Below are 19,367 nucleotides of genomic sequence, written 5' to 3'. Positions count from 1 at the left end.
TTCAATGGTTCAGGAATTGCCTGTTTTTACGCCAGTATGGTTATACAAAGAGGCATCTTTCTTTTCTGACCTCCATTCTCGCAACCTCACATTTTATTGATCTGTGCCAATAAGTTTTTATGGGAAAGGTGATTTTATGAATTGCACGCTTTTTGCCTGAAGTTTTTTCCAGAAAAAGAATGCGTACTTTCGTGCGCTACCAACAACCATGAGCGAAGAAGCAAAGCGCTCTTCATTGCCGATGAGCTCTTTACTTCATGTTGTAAAAAGCCGTGGTGGCCGATGCCTTTCCAACCCGGAATATGCTGCCTGATCAGTACCCGTGACTCAGCATGGGCCCGTTTTCGCCTGCTTACCGGCAGCAATGAAAACAATAATTATAAGCAATTGCACACAATGCTTTTGCACAAGAAGAATGACCACTACAAATAAATCGTCTATCGCTCGCCTTCTATTTGAGCCTGAGACCAATAAATAAGGGGAAGTCATGTCTGTAAAAATGACACCGTTCAAGCACCTTAAAGCGGGTATGCTTGCGGTATCCATTGCTGTATCCGGCGCATTCTTCACTGCTCCAGACAATGTGGCACAGGCCGCAGGTACTCTGACCTTTGGTAATATGGGCGAGCCTGCTTCGCTTGATCCTCACTTTATTTCCGGCGTCTGGGAAAGTCGTATTGTTGGCAATATGTTCCTGGGGCTTACCACCGAAGCAGTGGATGGTTCAATCGTGCCCGGTGCAGCCGAAAGCTGGACAGTGTCTGACGATGGCCTTGCATATACCTTCAAACTGCGCAATCACACCTGGTCTGATGGTAAGCCGGTTACCGCTCATGACTTCTATTACGCCTTTCAACGTATCCTTGCTCCAGAAACGGCTTCTGGCTATTCCTACCTGCTGTACACCATCAAAAATGCGCAGGACGTGAACACCGGCAAAGCTGGGCCTGATGCTCTTGGCGTAAAAGTTCTGGATGACAAGACACTGGAAGTCACCCTGGAAGGCCCTGCCCCCTATTTTGTTGCTCAGCTGGTTCACTACACAGCCTATCCGGTTCCATCACATAAAATTAAAGAGCTGGGTAAAGAATGGGCAAAAAACAAGGGAGCTGTGAGCAATGGCGCCTACACTCTTGAAGAGTGGACACCTAATGCCCAGATTCGGCTGGTTAAAAACCCGAAATTCTACGATGCTGCAAACGTATCCATTGATGAATTGATCTTTTATCCGCAGGAAGACCGTTCTGCGGTTCTTAAGCGCGTTCGTGCCGGTGAAGTGGATATTCAAACAGACTTTGCATCCTCTGATCTGAAGTGGCTTGAGAAGAATATGCCAGAGTATATTCGCATCGCCCCTTATCTCGGTGTTTATTATTACCCCCTTAACACCAGCGACGAGGTTCTTAAAGACCCTCGTGTCCGCAAGGCTCTAGCCATGTCTATTGACCGTGAGATCCTGACGGACAAAGTGTTAAGAACAGGTGAAGTACCTGCCTATGGTTTTGTACCTCCTGGTACTGGAACTTACGGCCAGCCATCAGAGGTTCCATGGAAAGGCCTGTCTAAAGACGAGCGCATTGCCGAAGCCCGTAAACTGATGGAGCAGGCCGGTTACAGTAAATCCAACCCGCCTACTCTGCGCCTGAGCTATAACACCTCAGAAAACCACAAGAAGGTTGCTATTGCCATTGCCGCTATGTGGAAAAAAGCCCTGGGTGTTAAAACCGAGCTGTACAATTCTGAAGTCAAGGTTCACTACGCCAGTCTTAAGACACGTGACTTTCAGGTAGCCCGGGCTGGCTGGATTGCCGACTATAACGACCCTCAGAACTTCCTGAACCTGATGGAAGCCCGCAACCTGTCCAAAAACTACAGTAACTTCAATAACGATCAGTACAACACACTGATGAAAAAGGCGGAAATTGAGGTGGATATGGACAAGCGTGATGAATACATGCGCGAAGCAGAAGCCATTGCCATGGCTGAGCTGCCCAACATCCCGCTCTATTACTACGTTTCCAAGAACCTGGTAAACCCAAGGGTGAAAGGCTGGGTCGATAACCCTGCCGATGTTCACCACGCGCGCTATCTGACCGTGGAATAAGTGACTGTCGCAAAGCTGGAAAAACGGTCTCGATGCAGGTCGGCTCGCTTGCGCACCCATAGTGCATAAAAGCCGACTCGTGACCTAACCGCATCCCCCAGCTCGGGAGCCGGCTCCGTAGGAACCGGCCTAAGCGGAGAGCCCCATTTTCAGGTTTCGCGACAATCTCAGGACCACTGGAACCAGATATACATCATGCGCCAGGGTTGGCCATGAGTCATAACAGGGAGGGAGTCCTTTAAGGAAAGAGCGCCGTTTTCCATGTTCACCTATATAACCAAACGCCTGCTCGCAGCCATTCCAACGCTGTTGATCATTATTACCATCGCATTCTTTATGATGCGCATTGCACCGGGAGGCCCGTTTGACGCTGAACGACAATTGCCTCCTGAAATTGAAGCCAATATTCTGAAAGCCTACGATCTTGATAAACCCCTTTATCAACAGTATTTCATATACGTAGGTAACCTCCTTCGTTTTGATTTTGGTCCTTCCTACAAGTTCCGTGATTTCAGCGTTACCGAGCTGATTCTCACCGGCTTACCGGCCAGTATGCAGATTGGCGGTATGGCCATTTTAATTGCTGCGCTTATTGGTATCAGCCTGGGAACACTGGCAGCACTTTATCAGAACCAGAAAACAGACTATGCCATCATGGGTGTTGCCATGACGGGTATTGCCATTCCGAACTTCGTTGTGGCCCCCATACTGTCCCTGATTTTTGGTGTTTACCTGTCCTGGCTGCCTGTCGCTGGCTGGGGAGATGGCTCTGCCAGAAATCTAGTGTTACCGGTAATATCTCTGGCATTGCCTCAGATCGCCTACATTGCCCGCCTGACTCGCGGTTCCATGGTCGAAGTCCTGCACTCAAACTACATTCGGACCGCCCGGGCCAAAGGGCTTCGTGAGCGACTGGTCGTCATACGTCATGCCATCAAAGGGGCTCTTCTTCCCGTTGTCTCCTACCTGGGGCCGGCGGCGGCAGCTGTCACGACGGGGTCTGTGGTTATTGAATCCATATACGATATTCCTGGTGTAGGTCGTTACTTCGTGAATGCCGCATTGAACCGCGACTACCCATTGGTGATGGGCGTCGTCATTTTTTACGCGACACTGATCATCATCATGAACCTGATTGTGGACGTGATTTATAGCTTCCTTGATCCAAAACTGAGGGTGAATGGATGAGTCTTTTAGCCAAGCCCAATGACAGAATGGCGGCGGTTCTCGACCAGCAGCAAGACGTGGACATGGAAGAAGTCGCTGGCCGTTCACTCTGGCAGGATGCCCGTATCCGACTGATGCGCAATAAGGCCGCGGTTGTCTCCATGGTGATTCTTGCCATGATTACTCTGATGGCAATTTTCGCCCCCTGGCTTTCCTCTCACCCATTTGATGAGGTGTACTGGGACTTTATTCAGGTTGCTCCCAACGTTGCGGAAGGTTTCTGGTTTGGTACCGATGAAAATGGCCGGGACCTGTTCGTCCGTACCCTTTATGGCGCCAGAGTCTCCCTGATGGTCGGACTCGTCGCTACAACGGTATCACTGATTATCGGGGTCACCTATGGTGCCTTTGCCGGCTATATGGGAGGCCGGGTCGACAACCTGATGATGCGGTTTGTGGATATTCTCTACTCGCTGCCCTTTATGTTTTTCGTGATCATTTTAATGGTTATTTTCGGTCGACACATTTTTCTGATCTTTGTGGCATTAGGTGCGGTTGAGTGGCTTACGATGGCCCGCATCGTTCGCGGGCAGACCATGGCCATCAAGAAAAAGGAGTTTATTGAGGCAGCACACGCCAGCGGTGTCTCAACGGCCAGAATCATCTTCCGTCATATTGTCCCTAATATCCTCGGCCCCGTTATCGTCTATATGACCCTGACCATTCCACAGGTCATTCTCACAGAAAGTTTTCTCTCTTTTCTCGGACTTGGTGTTCAGGAGCCTCTGACCAGCTGGGGCGTATTGATTTCAGAAGGTGCCAAAGTCATGGAAAGCGCTCCCTGGATGCTGGCTTTTCCTGCTACGTTCCTGGCAGTCACCCTGTTCTGTTTTAACTTTATTGGCGACGGTCTGCGTGATGCACTGGACCCCAAGGATCGATAACACCATGAGCATCATTCTTGACGTACAAAACCTGAATACCCGCTTTGATACCCCGGAAGGTGAAGTTTCTGCCGCAAATAACATCAACTTCACACTGAAAAAGGGGCAGAGCCTCGGAGTCGTTGGTGAGTCCGGTTCAGGAAAAACCCAGATATTCATGGCCATCATGGGGCTACTGGCAAAGAATGGCAGAACCTCCGGACAGGCCATCTTTAAAGGGCAGAACCTGCTGGAACTTCCAGTAGCAGAATTGAACAAGGTTCGAGGTGTATCACTGTCCATGATCTTTCAGGATCCGATGACTTCATTGAATCCTTATCTGAAAGTTTCACGACAAATGACGGAAGTATTGATTGAGCATCGCAGCATGGGCAAGAAAGAAGCCCTTGAACGCTCAATCCGCATGCTTGAGCTGGTGGGCATTCCCGAGGCGCGAAAGCGGGTACACATGTATCCCCATGAGTTTTCCGGAGGTATGCGCCAGCGGGTCATGATAGCCATTGCCCTGCTCTGTGAACCCGACCTGCTGATTGCGGATGAACCCACAACAGCACTGGATGTGACGATTCAGGCTCAGATTCTGGATCTGCTCCATAACCTGAAAGAAGAGATGGGCATGTCCATTGTCATGATTACCCACGACCTGGGGGTTATTGCCGGTATGTGTGATCAGGTCATGGTCATGTATGGCGGGCGGGTAGTCGAAACCGGAACTGTTCATGAAATCTTCAATGATGCCAGACACCCTTACACCCAGGGGCTGCTCCAATCCATGCCCAGGATTGATGGTGACCACAGTGAAGACCTCTATGCCATACCGGGCCAGCCTCCCAATCTTCAGGCTCTGCCCAGTGGCTGCGCTTTCCAGCCACGCTGCCAGCTTGCCAGTGACCAGTGTCGTAGAGAGCAGCCAGGCGCCATCACATTTGCCAGTGAACGCAGTGTCGCCTGCCACAGAGTGACTGAGATCACTGAGCTTAACCAGGAAGAGACTGTGAACAGGGAGGTGGCACTATGAGCGAGCCCATTCTCAAGGTAGATGACCTCAAGGTGCACTTCCCGGTAGACGTAGGCACCTTCTTCTCAAAGAAGGCAACACTGAAAGCAGTCGATGGCGTCAGTTTCGAACTGCATGAGGGAGAAACGCTTTCGGTGGTAGGAGAGTCCGGCTGTGGTAAATCCACCCTGGGTCGTGCTGTGCTGCAGCTGTTGCACAACACAGAAGGCCAGGTGGTCTGGATGGGGGAAAACATCACGGGGTACCCGGTCAAGGCTATGAGGCCACTGCGCAGTGAGATGCAGATCATCTTTCAGGATCCTCTGGCCAGTCTGGATCCCCGTATGACCATTGGTGAAATTATCGCAGAGCCCCTGGTCACCCATAACCCGCAGATCCCAAAAGATCAGGTGAAAACCCGGGTCAGAGAGATGATGGATATCGTTGGCCTTTTGCCAAGAATGATCAACCGGTATCCCCATGAGTTTTCCGGTGGACAATGTCAGCGTATCGGCATTGCCCGGGCAATGATCCTGCAGCCAAAAATCATTGTCTGTGATGAGCCTGTATCCGCTCTTGATGTCTCCATTCAGGCACAGATCATCAATCTGCTGGGCGAGCTCCAGGAGAAATTCGGTCTTTCTCTGTTGTTCATCAGCCATGACCTTTCGATCGTGAGACATATCAGCCATCGGGTCATGGTTCTCTACCTTGGCAATGTCATGGAGCTGGCTGAGAAAGACGCGCTTTATAACGCTCCCCGCCACCCTTATACCCAGGCGCTGATTTCGGCAGTGCCAGTGCCTGACCCAGACAAGGAAGCCCATAAAAAACGGATTGTACTTAAGGGTGACCTACCGTCGCCTATCAATCCGCCGTCTGGCTGTGTCTTCAGAACACGCTGCTTGTATGCAGACCATCAGTGTGAGCAGGAAAAGCCACCATTAACAACACTGAATGAACCAACAGCAAAGGGTAACCATCAGGTAGCCTGCCATAAGCAGGCTGAGATTAACTCTCTCGATTGATGACTTTGAACCACAGAGACAGACAAGCGCTACGTTTCAACTCTTTATCAAACAGTGCCGACGGTCTCTGGGGGAAATAACAAGCTGGAGTGATCCGGCAATATTACATTTACAGGTGTCATTCATGCACATTTCATTTACTGACCCGACTATCCCTGCCAGTGGAACCGTTGCAGCAGGTATTTACGCCGGGGGAGAACTGTCCTCGGCAGCAAAGGAGCTGGATAGACTCAGCAATGGATCCATCAGCCGAGCTCTGAAAGCCGATCGTTTCAACGGAGACGCAGAACAGTTGCTGAATATGATCGCACCAGCCAACACAGAGCTGGAGCGTATCATCCTGTTTGGTCTGGGCGATAAAAATAACCCATCACTTCTTGCCACTGAAAATGCGGGCGGCCTTTTTGCGGTGAAAGCGGCCAACCTCTCCATCAATGCAGCGACCATTCTGCTGGATAGTGATAAGCAAGCAGCCCACTTTGCTTATGGTGCGATGCTGGGAGGATACCGCTTTGACAAGTATCGAACCAAAGAGCAATCACCTTCTGCTCTCACCGAAATGATCATGGGGTCAGAGAAGCCGGAACAGGCTGAAAAATGTTTCCGCCCTCTGCTTGCTGTTGCCGAAGGCGTTTACATTACCCGGGATCTGATCTGGGAGCCCGCAAATGTTATGGATCCGGAAACCTACGCTCATTTTTGCAGGTCTCTGACCTCCGAAGGGCTCGAGGTGGAGATACTCGGTGAAGAAGCCATGAGGGAACTGGGCATGGGCGCCCTTCTGGGTGTCGGTCAGGGATCCGATAAAGAGAGCCAGCTGGTGATCCTGAAACATAACGGTGCCGGTAGCCGTGAAGCACCTATTGCCTTTATCGGTAAAGGTGTCACCTTTGATACCGGTGGCCTGTCCCTGAAAGCCTCCGCGACCATGGAAACCATGAAGCAGGATATGGGTGGTGCAGCGACCGTTACCGGTTTGATGATTGCTCTGGCCAAGCGCAAGGCCAAGGTCAATGCAGTGGGGGTTCTAGGTCTGGTAGAAAATATGCCGGACAGCAAAGCTCAACGCCCAAGCGATGTCGTAAAAACCATGTCTGGGCAGACGGTAGAAGTAATGAACACCGATGCGGAAGGTCGTCTGGTATTGTGTGATGCCCTTACTTATACCCAGCGTCATCTAAAACCAAAAGCCATGATTGACCTCGCTACCTTAACCAGTGCCATTGCCATCGCCCTGGGTGAAGAAATTGCGGGTGTCTTTTCCAACAATGATGAGCTGGTTGCGAAGGTAGCCACGGCTGGAGATGAGGTATCAGAACCTGTCTGGCGAATGCCCATGGGCAGTTACTTCAGTAAACGACTGAGCAGTGATATTGCCGATATGCGCAATAACGGCAATAAACCGAGACTGGGTGGCTCAGGTGTTGCTGCACAGTTTCTGCATAATTTTATTGAGAATGATACGCCATGGGTTCATATGGATATTGCCGGTACCGCATGGACAGATGAAGCATTTCCAACAAAACCAAAAGGCGCTACTGCATTTGGTGTGAGGCTGCTGGACCGGATGGTTCAGGATTATTTTGAGAAATAGTTGCTCCTAAATTCAGAATATAAATACGCCCCGATGCGGGGCGTATTTATATTCAAAGGTAGCTCAACATATTATAACAGCCCTACCCACCTCCCAGTCTTCTCAACTGATTTTGCTTGTTGACTTGCTTATAAGCTATTTCAGTAGCCATGGTCGCAGCAAGAATAGAGAACTCTGCCTGAGCCATTTCTCTCATCTTCTGCTTTTCCTTTTCGGCCTTATGCTTTCTTGATTTAAACCTGAAAGACTGACCTCTTCCATTTGATCGATTATTTATCGGCAAATCGGATTCAATTTCCTGCCAAATACAATCAAATGTGGTGTCATAAATTTGATGAAGTCCGTCCAATGAAATTTCACCTAAAAGTGGATCCATCTGAGAATATAAATCGTTCAGGATTTGTTGATAAAAAGATCTGAAGTTATCCCTTTGACAATCTGAGACTAATGCCTGATAAGCTGATGGAATCACTTCCCCATTGGGATTAGTGACAGATTTTTCCAACTTTACGCTTCTAACAATCTGAAGCAATAATTTTTTATAGAGAGCCAGTGGGTCTTTCTTCAGCATTTCCTCCTCTTTTCTCTTCACCACTTTAAAAAGCTTTATAATCCCTTTTTGAATGCCTGCTACTTTTTTACTTTTTTTATCACCCTCGTCGCCTAGTACAACTTCACCTAATATTGACGTTACAACAGCATCAGGAAGGTGACCACAAAGATTATATAACTCAGAGAATTGAGCCTGAAGATTATTAACGGATTGCAAAATTCGATGAACTTCTGCTCTTTCTTCATCAGTAAGGGTGCTATTAAGATAGTATTTCTGGAACTCCTTTTCAGCAAGACCAAATTCCAGATTGAATTTTGCAACGGCTCTCGTCAACGCCAATGGAAAGGACTGCTCACATGCCTTGAATTCTGGCATCAGCTGAACCTTTTTTTCCGAAGACTCACAATCATCTAAAAACTGCCAGAAGCCTTTAGCAACAACAGGCCAGATTGCATCTCGCTGAGCCTCTCCTCTCAGAGTTTGAAACCTTTCCTCACCCAGAGCCAGTTTCATTACTTCTGGAACCTGTTCAAAATCCATATTGGCATCTCTGATCAAATTATAAGGATCAGACAGCCTGACAAAGGACTGTTCATCCGTGACAGCTCTTAACACAAATTCAGGATTAATTTCGCCATTTTTAAACGGGTTTACTTCACGAAACCTTTTAGGCTCACCTTCACTTAAGGCGGCACGAAAGGCAAATATTTGCACCAGCTGACGCTGGATCTTTTCCTCTTCACTCATTTCTTCAGAGCATGATGTCGGACTTGATTTGACTTGACTGGAATCTTGCGATTGTAGATTATCATCAGAGAATGCTTCTAATTCATCATCAAATGTTGCAAGTGGTGCTTTAGCTAGTGGGGGTTGATCCACTGCCTCCATCATATCTAACTCAAGATCCTCTATCTCAACTGCTGCAAATAAATCATCACTACTGGTAGATCTTAACTCAGAATAGGAACCAAACCTTGTATCATCACTAAATGAACTGGTAGAAGTGGCCGCACTTTTGCTGTTTTCATTATCCAGCCCTGATTGAGGTCTACTTTCCACTGTTTGAGTTACAAATACTTCATCATCACCTTCAATGATGCTGTCCAAAGTCTCAGAAAAACCGGAATCTTTTGAGCTAATTCTTTGACTATTATCTCTGAATTCTTTCTGGCCGTTAATTTTTTTATCTGAAGCAACCATTCTTGAATCTATGGCTTCATCACCAGACTCTTCAGCACTGGTCAGCTGACCATCGGGCTCAATATATTTACCCAAATCCTTAGCATCCACTTCCTGACACTTTCTGAAAGAAAAGACTCGCTCAAGTGCTTTTTTAATTTCTTGGACCTTTTGTCGGGTGCTCTCTCAATTTGATAACTGACTCATAGGTTAGCTTCAACCTTTCCAGTCATGAACTCAGACCAAAGTTGTTCCCAGCGCCCCTTACTCTGGATCAGTGCTCTTGTTGTCAAAAGCACTTCCGCTCCTGTTGCTTTCCACCTCATTCCAGAACCACATAATCGTTGCTTTACCAGAGTCTTACAAGCCGCTTCAGTAACTCCTGAACCTATTGGCCAATGGCGTTTAAGCGCCTGATGATAATTCATTAACTGGTGATTGTTTGTAAAATAGCTCACAGCTTTGTAGCGCTTCTCTGTCAGTGCGATTGTCTTTTTCGGGAGCTCGGCTGATTCAATTTCCTGAAGGATTTTTTTGGCTGCTCCACGCTTGTTTTTCAAACTATGTAGCCTGTCTTCAAGCCACTGGTGTCGCTTCGCCTTACTGGTTGGAAACAGTGCTTCCGCTGCTCCAGCTAAATATTCAGATGCATGATAAAAATCGAGTATCTGCCCAGAGGTATGTTGTTTCAAATAACTCCAGTTTTCTCTAGCCCCGTCAGCTACCCCGATGTATGTGGCATTTGGGTAGAGTCGTTTTAGATCTGCAATCTCCTCGTCGAGCTTGCTCATAAAGCTTTGTTTACCATACTCTGGCGAACTGGCTGTATATATCGTGTGGAGCCTGTCTCCATCTGCAGAATATAGGCTCAATGTCCCACACATGGCTTCCCTCCAGCCTTCTTCACAAAGCAGCATGCAGGTTCCATCCAGACCAATGGCTATTGTTTCAACAGGCTCTTTTAGTGGAGGAAGGTGGTAGTGAGTGTCTTGCTGGTCTTCAATTAATGCACCTACTCTGTCCGATAAATGCTTGATATAAGAATTTGAAAGCGTCCTTTGATGGTTGGTCTCAAAATCTTCTTTTACCGCAGGCGCTGGCATCTGGCTGTATTTCCAGGCGATAGACTTGGCAAATTTGGGGGTAGCTGAACCAATAATACCGGCACGAAGATCAAGTGCTGCCAGAGTACTGCCACCTCTGACACCCTGATATACGGAGCGCTCCAAAGGTATACGACCGTATAAGGTTTCATAGTGCTTAAGAACCTTTCCTTTGTAGTTCCACTTCTGCTGATTAACGACGATAGGTTCTTTATTGGGTGATTCAAATAGCCCCAATAACTCTTTTGTTCCAAGCTGCCCGGCTTCATTGAGTGCACGCTGTAAACTATCTTCAAGATTCAGCATGTTGCCTGAATCTATAGAAACTTCAATTTGCAAAACGATGCTTTTGGTAGAGCTGGAAATAACAGAAGCGGGCATGACAGTTAACTATTATGAGTGGTGTTCCCATAGTAGCTGTGAAAATAGAGCACTATTGTTTCAATCATTCAGAGAGAGCACCCCTTTTGTCCTGCATTTTTTCCCGCATCCTTCATAGATGCTCTAAAACCACTTCCTTGTGTTTTCATAACAGCCTCCAAACTGTTATCAACCTCATGAGCATTATTGCCTAGCTGTAAAATCCATCAATGAGACTTAATTACTAAATCCAACAACTTGTAAGCAATTCTAACTAATGAGTTATCAATATTGACTACAAAACAACCAATAAACTTCCTATGGAGATAAAAGTATTAGTCATCTCAAAAGTTGTGCAATGAAACTAATCACATAATAAATACTACAAGCCAGACTGGACCCACCTTTGACACATCAATAGTTATGAATCAGGTTCTCTAATTAAGAATATATTATTACTAATCGCTATCAAAAAAATGAAATAGAATCAAAAAAGAGATAAAATGCTTGGAAAAATACCTGTTCAGATACAAAAATAAAAAATACGCTTGGAGTACCCCTCTCATGAGTGCCAGCAGTGAAAGCCTTGATAATGCTCCTACCCCCCAGGGAGAGATGACTCTGAAAGTTCTGGCAGACCATCGCTCCGTTAATAGCAGTGGGGATGTATTCGCAGGCTGGGTGGCCATGCATCTTGACCAGGCAGGTGAAGTTTGCGCCCGTAAAGCCTCCAATGGTGCCAGAGTGGTGACCGTCAGTATTGGCAGTATGAATTTCCTTAGGCCAGTTCAAACCGGAGATTTAATCGGTTTCTTTACCCGTATCACCGAAATAGGAAAAACATCAATCAAGGTTGTCGTTGAGGGCTGGATAGAAAACCATCATGGTTGGGAGAAACTGACTGAAACCACTATGGTATTTGTTGCCATTGATCGCGGCGGAAGAACCCAGCGGGTCAGAAATGTCTAAATTAAAGACATATGCCCACAAGCAAGAAGGTCAGGAGCCCCTGATCTTCTCTGCCCACTCTGAAAGAATATTCTTCATCCGTTCGAGACTTACCGGCTTATCAATATAGTCGTTCATTCCCGCATCCAGGCATGCCTGCTCATCGGCAGCCATCGCCTTGGCGGTTAGTGCAATGATTGGGATATCAGCACAGTGACCACCGGAAGCCCTGATTTTCCGGGTTGTCTCATAGCCGTCCATTTCCGGCATCAGACAATCCATAAGAATCAGATCATATTGATCGTTTTTGAGGCTTTCAAGGCACTCAACACCATTGCCAACCACTGCATAGTGGCAACCGAGCTTCTCCAGAAGCTTGCCTGTCACCATCTGATTAACCGGATTATCCTCTGCTAATAATATATAAAGGTTGAGTTCAGTACCGGACATAGTCACCAGAATTCAATTCCAGAGTTACCTTATCTATATTCATATCTGAAATAATCATCAGGACTTTAGGGCCTGCTTGCTGCCAATGCTAAATTTTGCACCGACCCCTTAGATACATCGGGTTTGGGTAGAAAAGGTTCCAGTCATAGAAAGTTCCAGCTCATCACCGGGCTCAAGCGGCCCAACACCAGCGGGTGTCCCCGTCAGTACAATATCTCCCGGGAGTAAGGTGAAGTGCCTGCTGATATAACTTAATAGACCAGGAATTGAGGTCAGCATATGTTCAGTTGTCCCCTTCTGCCGAGGCTCTCCATTCACTGACAAGGCGAACTCAAGATTTTCTGTATTCTTAATATGCTCAACTGCCACAAACCCAGATAGAGGACAGCTGTTATCAAAAGCTTTAGCTACCTCCCAGGGCAGGCCTTTGGACTTTTGCTGAGCCTGTAGCTCACGAAGTGTCAAATCCAGACCAAGACCAATAGCCATGATAGCCTGATTGGCTTCATGTTCACTGGCATTGGTCAGCGGCTCCTTAATCAACAGACTCACCTCTGTCTCATGATGAACTTCACCACGGTTACGGGGCAATTGTATGGGCTGATCAAGATTTACCATTGCTGTGCTTGGCTTAATAAACAGCACTGGGTCATCAGGCAGTGGATTATTCAGCTCCTGAATATGAGCCGCGTAATTGCGTCCAACACAAACGACCTTTCCTACCGGAAGATCAATACGGTCGCCACTGATCCAGCGGTGCCTGTACTTCATAGTGCATCCCTTGTTAATTCAAATGATGAAACATCACATGCATGATGTAAGCCAGCATCATTCAACATTTATTATTGGTTTCACTGAGCCTGAAGCTTTTGCGGGGTTCAGAAAATCCTTACCAATCATATCATTCCCCTAATGGGCTATTGTCCCACGGCTCAAGTTGCAATAAAAGCATCTCACTTTTAATACACTGTAGTACTATCATAAAGACTGGCCGCACAGTGGAAGGAGCATAGTATGTCAGAAGAGCTGCGACTCAATATCCAGAGCCTTCATGATGTTCTTGAGGACTCACCCGTTGATGAATGTACAGCTGGAGCCTTGAAGCAGATAACTGAAGAAATCAAAATTGCTGTTGCTCAGGCAGAAGGGGATATTCCCATTCAGGGATATAACGATCAACTGGAGCAGGAAGCCATCCGCTTCAGTGAAGACCACCCAGCCCTTACGCAAGCCATACGGCAACTCATGATTACCCTCTCCAGCATGGGTATTTAAATACTGTCGTGTATACAGCTTACGTTCTAACACATCTGGTCGGTTTCACTGATGTTAAACCGACTACCCTTCCGAACTGTAATTACGAATTCATAGCCTTTTAGTAAGTACCATCACACACAGCCTATGCTATGATGTCCCGCCTGACGCAGCCGGGATCAACCTGTCATGCGACATGAAAACGATTGGCGGATATAAAAACAGCCATGAGTTGAAGCACTACTTGCCGGTACTCGCCTCCAAAAACAAGAAAGCAGCAGTGCTTCCACAGTAAAACAGCCTTGAGCCAGTCAGCCATGAGCTAACCAATAAAGAGACTGATATGCCCGAAATATCGCTGGATAAGAGCAAGATTCGTTTTCTCCTGTTGGAAGGTGTCCACCCATCTGCTGTCGATATTCTGAAAGCATCGGGTTATACCAATATCGACTATGTCACCACATCCCTGCCTCCTGAAGAGCTGAAAGAGCGAATCGCTGACGCTCGTTTTGTTGGTATCCGATCCCGGACACAGCTAACCGACGAGATTTTTGAGGCGGCAAAGAAACTCTGTGCTGTTGGCTGTTTCTGCATTGGTACAAATCAGGTAGAACTGCCCGCTGCGACAAGACGGGGCATTCCTGTTTTTAACGCACCTTATTCCAATACTCGCTCAGTGGCTGAGCTGGTTCTGGCAGAAGCCATCCTGCTTCTTCGCGGAATCCCTGAAAAAAATGCCTTGGCGCACCAGGGAGGCTGGCAGAAAACAGCCGCGAACTCCCATGAAATCCGGGGCAAAAAACTGGGTATTATCGGCTACGGAAATATTGGCAGTCAGCTCAGCATCATGGCTGAGTCCCTGGGTATGGAAGTCTATTTCTACGATGTAGTGACCAAGCTTTCCATGGGCAATGCTACCCAGGTCAATAATTTGAATACACTGCTTGGCATGTGTGACATTGTCAGCCTGCATGTTCCGGAAACCCGTGACACCCAATGGATGTTCGGTGAAGCACAGTTTGCCGCCATGAAGGACAACAGCATTCTGATCAACGCCTCCCGTGGCTCTGTAGTGGTTATTGAAGCACTGGCTGAGTATCTTAAGAATGGCAAACTGCTGGGGGCAGCCATTGACGTATTCCCGGAAGAGCCACGGGGTAACGATGATGAATTCATCAGCCCTCTGCGTGGCATGAAGAATGTCATCCTGACGCCCCATATTGGAGGCAGTACCCAGGAAGCACAGGAAAATATCGGCCGGGAGGTTGCGGAGAAGTTCATTATGTACAGCGATATTGGTACTACATTATCGTCTGTAAACTTCCCGGAAGTCGCCCTGCCTGCTCACCCCGGTAAGCACCGCCTTCTGCATATTCACCAGAATATTCCTGGTATTCTGGGCCAGATCAACCAGATACTTTCTGAAAACAGGATTAACATCAGTGGTCAGTATCTGCAGACCAATGAGTCCGTTGGTTACGTCGTTATCGATGTTGATGCTGAACACAGTGATATGGCCATGCAGAAGATAAGAGAGATCGAAGGCACCATCCGCTGCCGTGTTCTTTATTGATTCATGTCTGCAAATGCTCAGCCTGACTCTCAGGCTGAGCTCGCTATCTGACGGTTAAAAACATGCGTACGTTAGCTTCCGCCCTTTTCATCACACCGCTTCTGCTAACCGGCTGCTCAGACAATGAGGTAGGCGATGTCAGTCTGGGCCTTTTCACCACCAAGGATATCAAGATTGAAACCTTTACCGATCCGGTGGTTACCGGTGTCACCTGTCATATCTCACACGTAAAGGGGAATCTGGATCTGTCTGACCCTTCCGACATGGGTATCTCCTGCCGACAGACAGGGCCTATTACTCTGGATATGATCAACAACATCAATATGTCCAAGAGCGGTGAGGTGGTTTTTAAAACATCGAAAAGCATTCTCTGGAAGCATCTGAAAATACGGCGTATCTGGGATGAGAAAAACAAGACCCTGATCTACCTCAGCTATTCGACAAAAGAAACTGCCGGTAGTGCTAAACACTCCATGACTACCGTTCCTCTATGGGGCAACTCTGCCTGGGAACAGTTAAACAAGCCTGATACGCCTCAATAGCTGGAACCAGTTTCACATTCCCTATGGTTTCCACAGTTTTTGATAGTCACATCCAAATGAAAATTCTCAGTCTTCTGTTTATGTTCCTTACTCTTCCATACAGCATAGACAGAGCCTATGCCGTTTCCGTTTCCGTTTCCGTTTCCGTTTCCAGTGAAATAGATCACCTGATTGCTTATGTCACTGCATCCGATTGCAGCTTTATCAGAAATGGCAGTGTTCACCCCACCTCAGAAGCGGTTGAGCATATGAAAAAGAAGTATCAATACTTCAAGAAGAAGATTAACAGTGCAGAGCAATTTATCGAGCTGAGTGCCAGTAAGAGCACCATGTCTGGCAAGCCTTATTTTATAAAGTGTCCGGGAGCTAAACAGAAACAGTCCCGTATATGGCTACTGGAGGAATTACACCATTACCGGCAGAACAAATAATCTCAAGAAGAGTTCACCTGTCTAATAGGGCAGCTTCTAAACGTGCTCTCCACCATTGATATGAATCTCAGCTCCTGTCATATACGCCGCTTTTGAAGAACAGAGAAAATAGATCAAGGCAGCTACTTCTTCAGGCGTTCCTAGTCGCCGCAATGGTATCGACTGGACCAGATTTTCCGTACCAGGAGAGAGAATAGCAGTATCAATTTCACCTGGCGCAATAGCATTGACCCGAACACCTTTTGGTCCAAGATCAGCGGCCATCTCTCTGGTCAATGCAGCCAGCGCAGCTTTTGATGTTGCGTACGCAGGGCCGGCAAACAGATGAACCCGCGTTCCGGCAATGGAGGTCACATTGATAATGGAACCCTGTACCCTGGCCAGGGTATCAAGCAGCCCTTTGGCCAGAAGCAAAGGTGCAAAAAAATTAACCTGAAAAACCTGATGCCACAGGGCAGCTTCCGTTTCCACAAAACCAAGCCGCCCCCCCCTTGGCACTCTTAGGAGAAATCGCTGCGTTATTGACCAGCGCATCAAGAGCACCATGCTCGAGTAACTCCCTTATCTTTATTACTCCCTCTTTAACACCCTTTTCAGAAGCAAGGTCTATCTTCATATGATTTTCAGGACCTGACACCCAGGGACATTCCTCAGGAAAGTCATGCCGAGAGCAGGTAATCACGCGCCAGCCAGCCGCAGAAAAGGTTTTCACGGTTGCATGACCAATACCCCTGCTTGCACCAGTAAGCACCAGAGTTTTCCGTCTTTCCTCCGATTCACCAGACATCCAGCTGCACCTCTTCATTACAGGCGATTTCAGTCTAGTACACAGAGATAAGAGCCTTTCAAGTCATTGAGATCAAATTTAAAAGTTTCACCAATGCATAACAGAAGTCACTATATTATTTTTCAGTGAGCCAGACCGAAGAAACTTAACGCAATGAATACAAGCCAAACCATAGCGATCATGATCCGAATACTGATACTCCCCTTTCTCTTTACTACTGCGTTTGCTGATGATCCAACAGGTGGTTACTTTGAAGGCTATGAGTCTGACTGTTCAGAGATAAAAGAGCACGCTGAATCCAATGTCGTTAACTGCAATATGATCACTTTAAAAAAGGCAAACGAGGCACTGGATAATGTTTACAACGACCTGATAAAACAGGCAGATAAAGATCAGAAGACGTATCTGGAAGACATGCAGGCTGCGTGGGCAAGCATGAAAGAGGCCCAGTGTAACCTGGTGAAAACCTACTATGTTGGAGTGACCTATGACAAATGGGCATCACATTGTCAGGCAGTGATGACCATCAGGCGAGTTAAAGAGCTTGAACAACTTGGAACCGGTATTATGTGGGGTGTTTATGACTGAGCGGATCATGCTCAAATCAGTTTTATCCAGCTACCTCCTTTTCAACCGATCAAGCCTTCGCTCAAGCATCCCGGTCAATGTTTTATCGCGAAGAGATAATATTTCGTTCTTCGCCCTTCGGTCACCCTGAAGTGCATAGTCAATAAAGCCTTCATGTAAGTCGCCGGCAAAATCGGGATTTTTTGCCATGCCTCTTAGTACAGCACTTAATGCCCCCTGATACTTCCCTTGCTCAGCTGGCGTGATATTTGTTGCCGCTCTGTTTGCAACAACTGCCTTTAAGTCATTGATCGATGTAATCTGGGTAAACTGCCTGTGAAGTTCTCGATAAGAGCAATCGGGCTGAGGCTTGATGAATGGTGGGGTGTAGACCTTACCCTGCTTTAACAGGTCGTTTCGCTCAGCCATATGTGCAACATCAGCCTTTTCCCAACACATGATAGTGTGTGATGCCGTACTTTTATCTCTACTCAATGCCTGCTCTATAAATGAACGGTCGATCTGATGGGCTGTATCCGGGTTACTTGCCAGATTCATGACAGCTCTCTTAAGTGCACTCTGATAGCGCACATAATCCTGGGAAGATAGTCGCGATACCTGACCATCCGCAATAGCCTGCTTAAGATCCCGTGGAGAATAAGATGCTCTTAATTGATACTGAAGTTGCTGAAGTGTTCTCGGGGTACCTTTAAAGCCGGATAGAAAGCTCTGTTTATTATTGGACGGCAGCTTTCCTGGCCCACCCGGCCCGCCACCAGATCTCAGTTTTGCAGTCTGTGAACGATTTGTGTGATTACTTTGGGTGTTTTGTAAAGGTCCTGCATTCTGTGCGATTTTAGACTGTCGTGCCGGACGACCTATATTCTGGTGTCTTTGCTGACGCGCTTTTTGCTTTTGAACTAAAGCCGCTTTACTTGCTTTTTGCTTAGCGATCAGGTCTGTTTTCATTTGATTCAGGTCTTTAACTCCCTGAATAAACTGCTTTGCCTGTGCATACTGAGCATTACGACTTTGTACTGCTTTATTGTATTGCGCGGGCATCTTTTGAAGATGATGCATATGTCGCTTAGGCTGAGTAGCCATAACCGAGGTCCAGGGAGCGGGTTTAGTAGCTTTGTTCGATATGCCTCCAGAATGCCTTAAGTGGCTATAACCAGCATGCCCCTGATTATTAGTATTAGGAATCACAATTGCTCCCCCTCCATGGCTCAATTCCAATAAATTCCATTATTTATCTACCATAGCACTCTCTCTATAATTCTCTGGCCCCAGCAAGAGCAATAAATTGTTTTTCCTTGATTTGTCAATGAATTACAAACAAACCCATTGAACCATCCGTCAGGCAGGTAATCATGAAGATACACCGAATCAACCCTTGTAAACGCTGGTCAGATATTACCATCTTCAATGGCATCGCTCACTTTGTTGAAGTTGCCGATTCAGATACTAACGAAGACATTAAAGGACAGGTAAATCAGATATTTAGCCAGGCAGATCAGGCTCTGGAGAAGATCAACAGTGACCGGTCACGTAAATTATCCGTAACAATCTACATCACTGACTTTGCTAATTTACCGGCATTGAATGAGGTCTGGGACGCATGGTTCCCTGAAGGCTGTGCCCCCAGCAGAGCCTGCGTTAAAGCAGAGCTGGCAGACCCGGATTACCTTGTAGAAATGGCTTTTGTCGTAGCAGCAGGCGAAGGTTACCTGAGCTAACCATACTCTAGGGCTACCTTGGAGCGATTAACTATTACTCTAACGGA

General features: G+C 47.1%; 20 protein-coding genes. 13 read left to right on the top strand and 7 right to left on the bottom strand.

Annotation, left to right across the window (positions count from 1 at the left end; translation table 11 throughout):
• Window positions 1-487 precede the first annotated feature (487 nt).
• The 6 genes from ACOCLE_RS21900 (at window position 488) to ACOCLE_RS21875 (ending at window position 7,834) form a co-directional block, all read left to right on the top strand.
• Window positions 488-2,104 (top strand): peptide ABC transporter substrate-binding protein, encoded by a 1,617-nt coding sequence (locus ACOCLE_RS21900; protein ID WP_419534239.1) that lies wholly within the window; start codon window positions 488-490, stop codon window positions 2,102-2,104.
• A 261-nt stretch (window positions 2,105-2,365) separates the two neighbouring features.
• Window positions 2,366-3,292 carry an oligopeptide ABC transporter permease OppB gene (gene oppB / locus ACOCLE_RS21895; RefSeq protein WP_066015354.1) on the top strand — a complete coding sequence of 309 codons (927 nt, stop codon included), beginning with the start codon at window positions 2,366-2,368 and terminating at the stop codon, window positions 3,290-3,292.
• A complete protein-coding gene (locus tag ACOCLE_RS21890) occupies window positions 3,289-4,215 on the top strand; it encodes an ABC transporter permease subunit (RefSeq protein ID WP_419534238.1) in 927 nt (308 codons plus the stop codon). Before oppB ends, ACOCLE_RS21890 begins: the two co-directional genes overlap by 4 nt.
• A 4-nt stretch (window positions 4,216-4,219) precedes the next feature.
• Window positions 4,220-5,233 carry an ABC transporter ATP-binding protein gene (locus ACOCLE_RS21885; RefSeq protein ID WP_419534237.1) on the top strand — a complete coding sequence of 338 codons (1,014 nt, stop codon included), beginning with the start codon at window positions 4,220-4,222 and terminating at the stop codon, window positions 5,231-5,233.
• The gene (locus ACOCLE_RS21880; protein WP_419534236.1) at window positions 5,230-6,240 is read left to right on the top strand and encodes an ABC transporter ATP-binding protein; all 1,011 of its coding nucleotides are present in this window, start codon (window positions 5,230-5,232) and stop codon (window positions 6,238-6,240) included. Before ACOCLE_RS21885 ends, ACOCLE_RS21880 begins: the two co-directional genes overlap by 4 nt.
• Window positions 6,241-6,364: 124 nt before the next feature.
• Window positions 6,365-7,834 (top strand): leucyl aminopeptidase, encoded by a 1,470-nt coding sequence (locus ACOCLE_RS21875; protein WP_419534235.1) that lies wholly within the window; start codon window positions 6,365-6,367, stop codon window positions 7,832-7,834.
• Between the two features lie 82 nt (window positions 7,835-7,916).
• On the opposite strand, the gene ACOCLE_RS21870 is transcribed toward ACOCLE_RS21875, so the two are convergent.
• The gene (locus ACOCLE_RS21870; RefSeq protein ID WP_419534234.1) at window positions 7,917-9,677 is read right to left on the bottom strand and encodes a hypothetical protein; all 1,761 of its coding nucleotides are present in this window, start codon (window positions 9,675-9,677) and stop codon (window positions 7,917-7,919) included.
• A 92-nt stretch (window positions 9,678-9,769) separates the two neighbouring features.
• A complete protein-coding gene (locus tag ACOCLE_RS21865; RefSeq protein ID WP_419532972.1) occupies window positions 9,770-11,050 on the bottom strand; it encodes an ISKra4 family transposase in 1,281 nt (426 codons plus the stop codon).
• A 543-nt stretch (window positions 11,051-11,593) separates the two neighbouring features.
• On the opposite strand from ACOCLE_RS21865, the gene ACOCLE_RS21860 reads away from it, so the two are divergent.
• Window positions 11,594-11,998 (top strand): acyl-CoA thioesterase, encoded by a 405-nt coding sequence (locus ACOCLE_RS21860; RefSeq protein WP_419534233.1) that lies wholly within the window; start codon window positions 11,594-11,596, stop codon window positions 11,996-11,998.
• A 30-nt stretch (window positions 11,999-12,028) separates the two neighbouring features.
• Here ACOCLE_RS21860 and ACOCLE_RS21855 read toward each other — a convergent pair whose 3' ends face one another.
• On the bottom strand, window positions 12,029-12,427 hold the full coding sequence (locus ACOCLE_RS21855; protein ID WP_419534232.1) for a response regulator: 399 nt from the start codon (window positions 12,425-12,427) through the stop codon (window positions 12,029-12,031).
• A gap of 108 nt (window positions 12,428-12,535) precedes the next feature.
• On the bottom strand, window positions 12,536-13,198 hold the full coding sequence (locus ACOCLE_RS21850) for a fumarylacetoacetate hydrolase family protein (protein WP_419534231.1): 663 nt from the start codon (window positions 13,196-13,198) through the stop codon (window positions 12,536-12,538).
• 243 nt (window positions 13,199-13,441) lie between these two features.
• Between ACOCLE_RS21850 and ACOCLE_RS21845 the strand changes: the two genes are divergently transcribed.
• The 4 genes from ACOCLE_RS21845 (at window position 13,442) to ACOCLE_RS21830 (ending at window position 16,227) form a co-directional block, all read left to right on the top strand.
• Window positions 13,442-13,702: a DUF4404 family protein gene (locus ACOCLE_RS21845; RefSeq protein WP_419534230.1), complete on the top strand. Its 261-nt coding sequence runs from the start codon at window positions 13,442-13,444 to the stop codon at window positions 13,700-13,702.
• A gap of 322 nt (window positions 13,703-14,024) precedes the next feature.
• Entirely contained in the window at window positions 14,025-15,254 is a 1,230-nt protein-coding gene (gene serA / locus ACOCLE_RS21840; RefSeq protein ID WP_419534229.1) for a phosphoglycerate dehydrogenase, read from the top strand.
• A gap of 62 nt (window positions 15,255-15,316) precedes the next feature.
• Window positions 15,317-15,796, top strand: a complete 480-nt coding sequence (locus ACOCLE_RS21835) for a CreA family protein (protein WP_419534228.1) — start codon at window positions 15,317-15,319, stop codon at window positions 15,794-15,796.
• 56 nt (window positions 15,797-15,852) lie between these two features.
• Window positions 15,853-16,227 carry a DUF5329 family protein gene (locus ACOCLE_RS21830; RefSeq protein WP_419534227.1) on the top strand — a complete coding sequence of 125 codons (375 nt, stop codon included), beginning with the start codon at window positions 15,853-15,855 and terminating at the stop codon, window positions 16,225-16,227.
• Window positions 16,228-16,263: 36 nt separating this feature from the next.
• On the opposite strand, the gene ACOCLE_RS21825 is transcribed toward ACOCLE_RS21830, so the two are convergent.
• Together ACOCLE_RS21825 and ACOCLE_RS21820 are read right to left on the bottom strand one after the other, a co-directional pair.
• Window positions 16,264-16,698 carry an SDR family NAD(P)-dependent oxidoreductase gene (locus ACOCLE_RS21825; protein WP_419534226.1) on the bottom strand — a complete coding sequence of 145 codons (435 nt, stop codon included), beginning with the start codon at window positions 16,696-16,698 and terminating at the stop codon, window positions 16,264-16,266.
• Window positions 16,655-17,014, bottom strand: a complete 360-nt coding sequence (locus ACOCLE_RS21820) for an SDR family oxidoreductase (RefSeq protein WP_419534225.1) — start codon at window positions 17,012-17,014, stop codon at window positions 16,655-16,657. The genes ACOCLE_RS21825 and ACOCLE_RS21820 overlap by 44 nt, the downstream gene beginning before the upstream one ends.
• A gap of 153 nt (window positions 17,015-17,167) precedes the next feature.
• Here ACOCLE_RS21820 and ACOCLE_RS21815 point away from each other — a divergent pair, with 153 nt between their 5' ends.
• On the top strand, window positions 17,168-17,602 hold the full coding sequence (locus ACOCLE_RS21815) for a lysozyme inhibitor LprI family protein (RefSeq protein WP_419534224.1): 435 nt from the start codon (window positions 17,168-17,170) through the stop codon (window positions 17,600-17,602).
• 30 nt (window positions 17,603-17,632) lie between these two features.
• Here ACOCLE_RS21815 and ACOCLE_RS21810 read toward each other — a convergent pair whose 3' ends face one another.
• Window positions 17,633-18,820, bottom strand: a complete 1,188-nt coding sequence (locus ACOCLE_RS21810) for a hypothetical protein (protein WP_419534223.1) — start codon at window positions 18,818-18,820, stop codon at window positions 17,633-17,635.
• Window positions 18,821-18,954: 134 nt separating this feature from the next.
• Here ACOCLE_RS21810 and ACOCLE_RS21805 point away from each other — a divergent pair, with 134 nt between their 5' ends.
• A complete protein-coding gene (locus ACOCLE_RS21805) occupies window positions 18,955-19,320 on the top strand; it encodes a RidA family protein (RefSeq protein ID WP_419534222.1) in 366 nt (121 codons plus the stop codon).
• Window positions 19,321-19,367: the final 47 nt, after the last annotated feature.

Origin of the sequence: Endozoicomonas sp., from assembly GCF_965196975.1 — a bacterium.
Classification (GTDB): domain Bacteria; phylum Pseudomonadota; class Gammaproteobacteria; order Pseudomonadales; family Endozoicomonadaceae; genus Endozoicomonas.
This window is presented reverse-complemented; position numbering and strand designations above follow the sequence as displayed.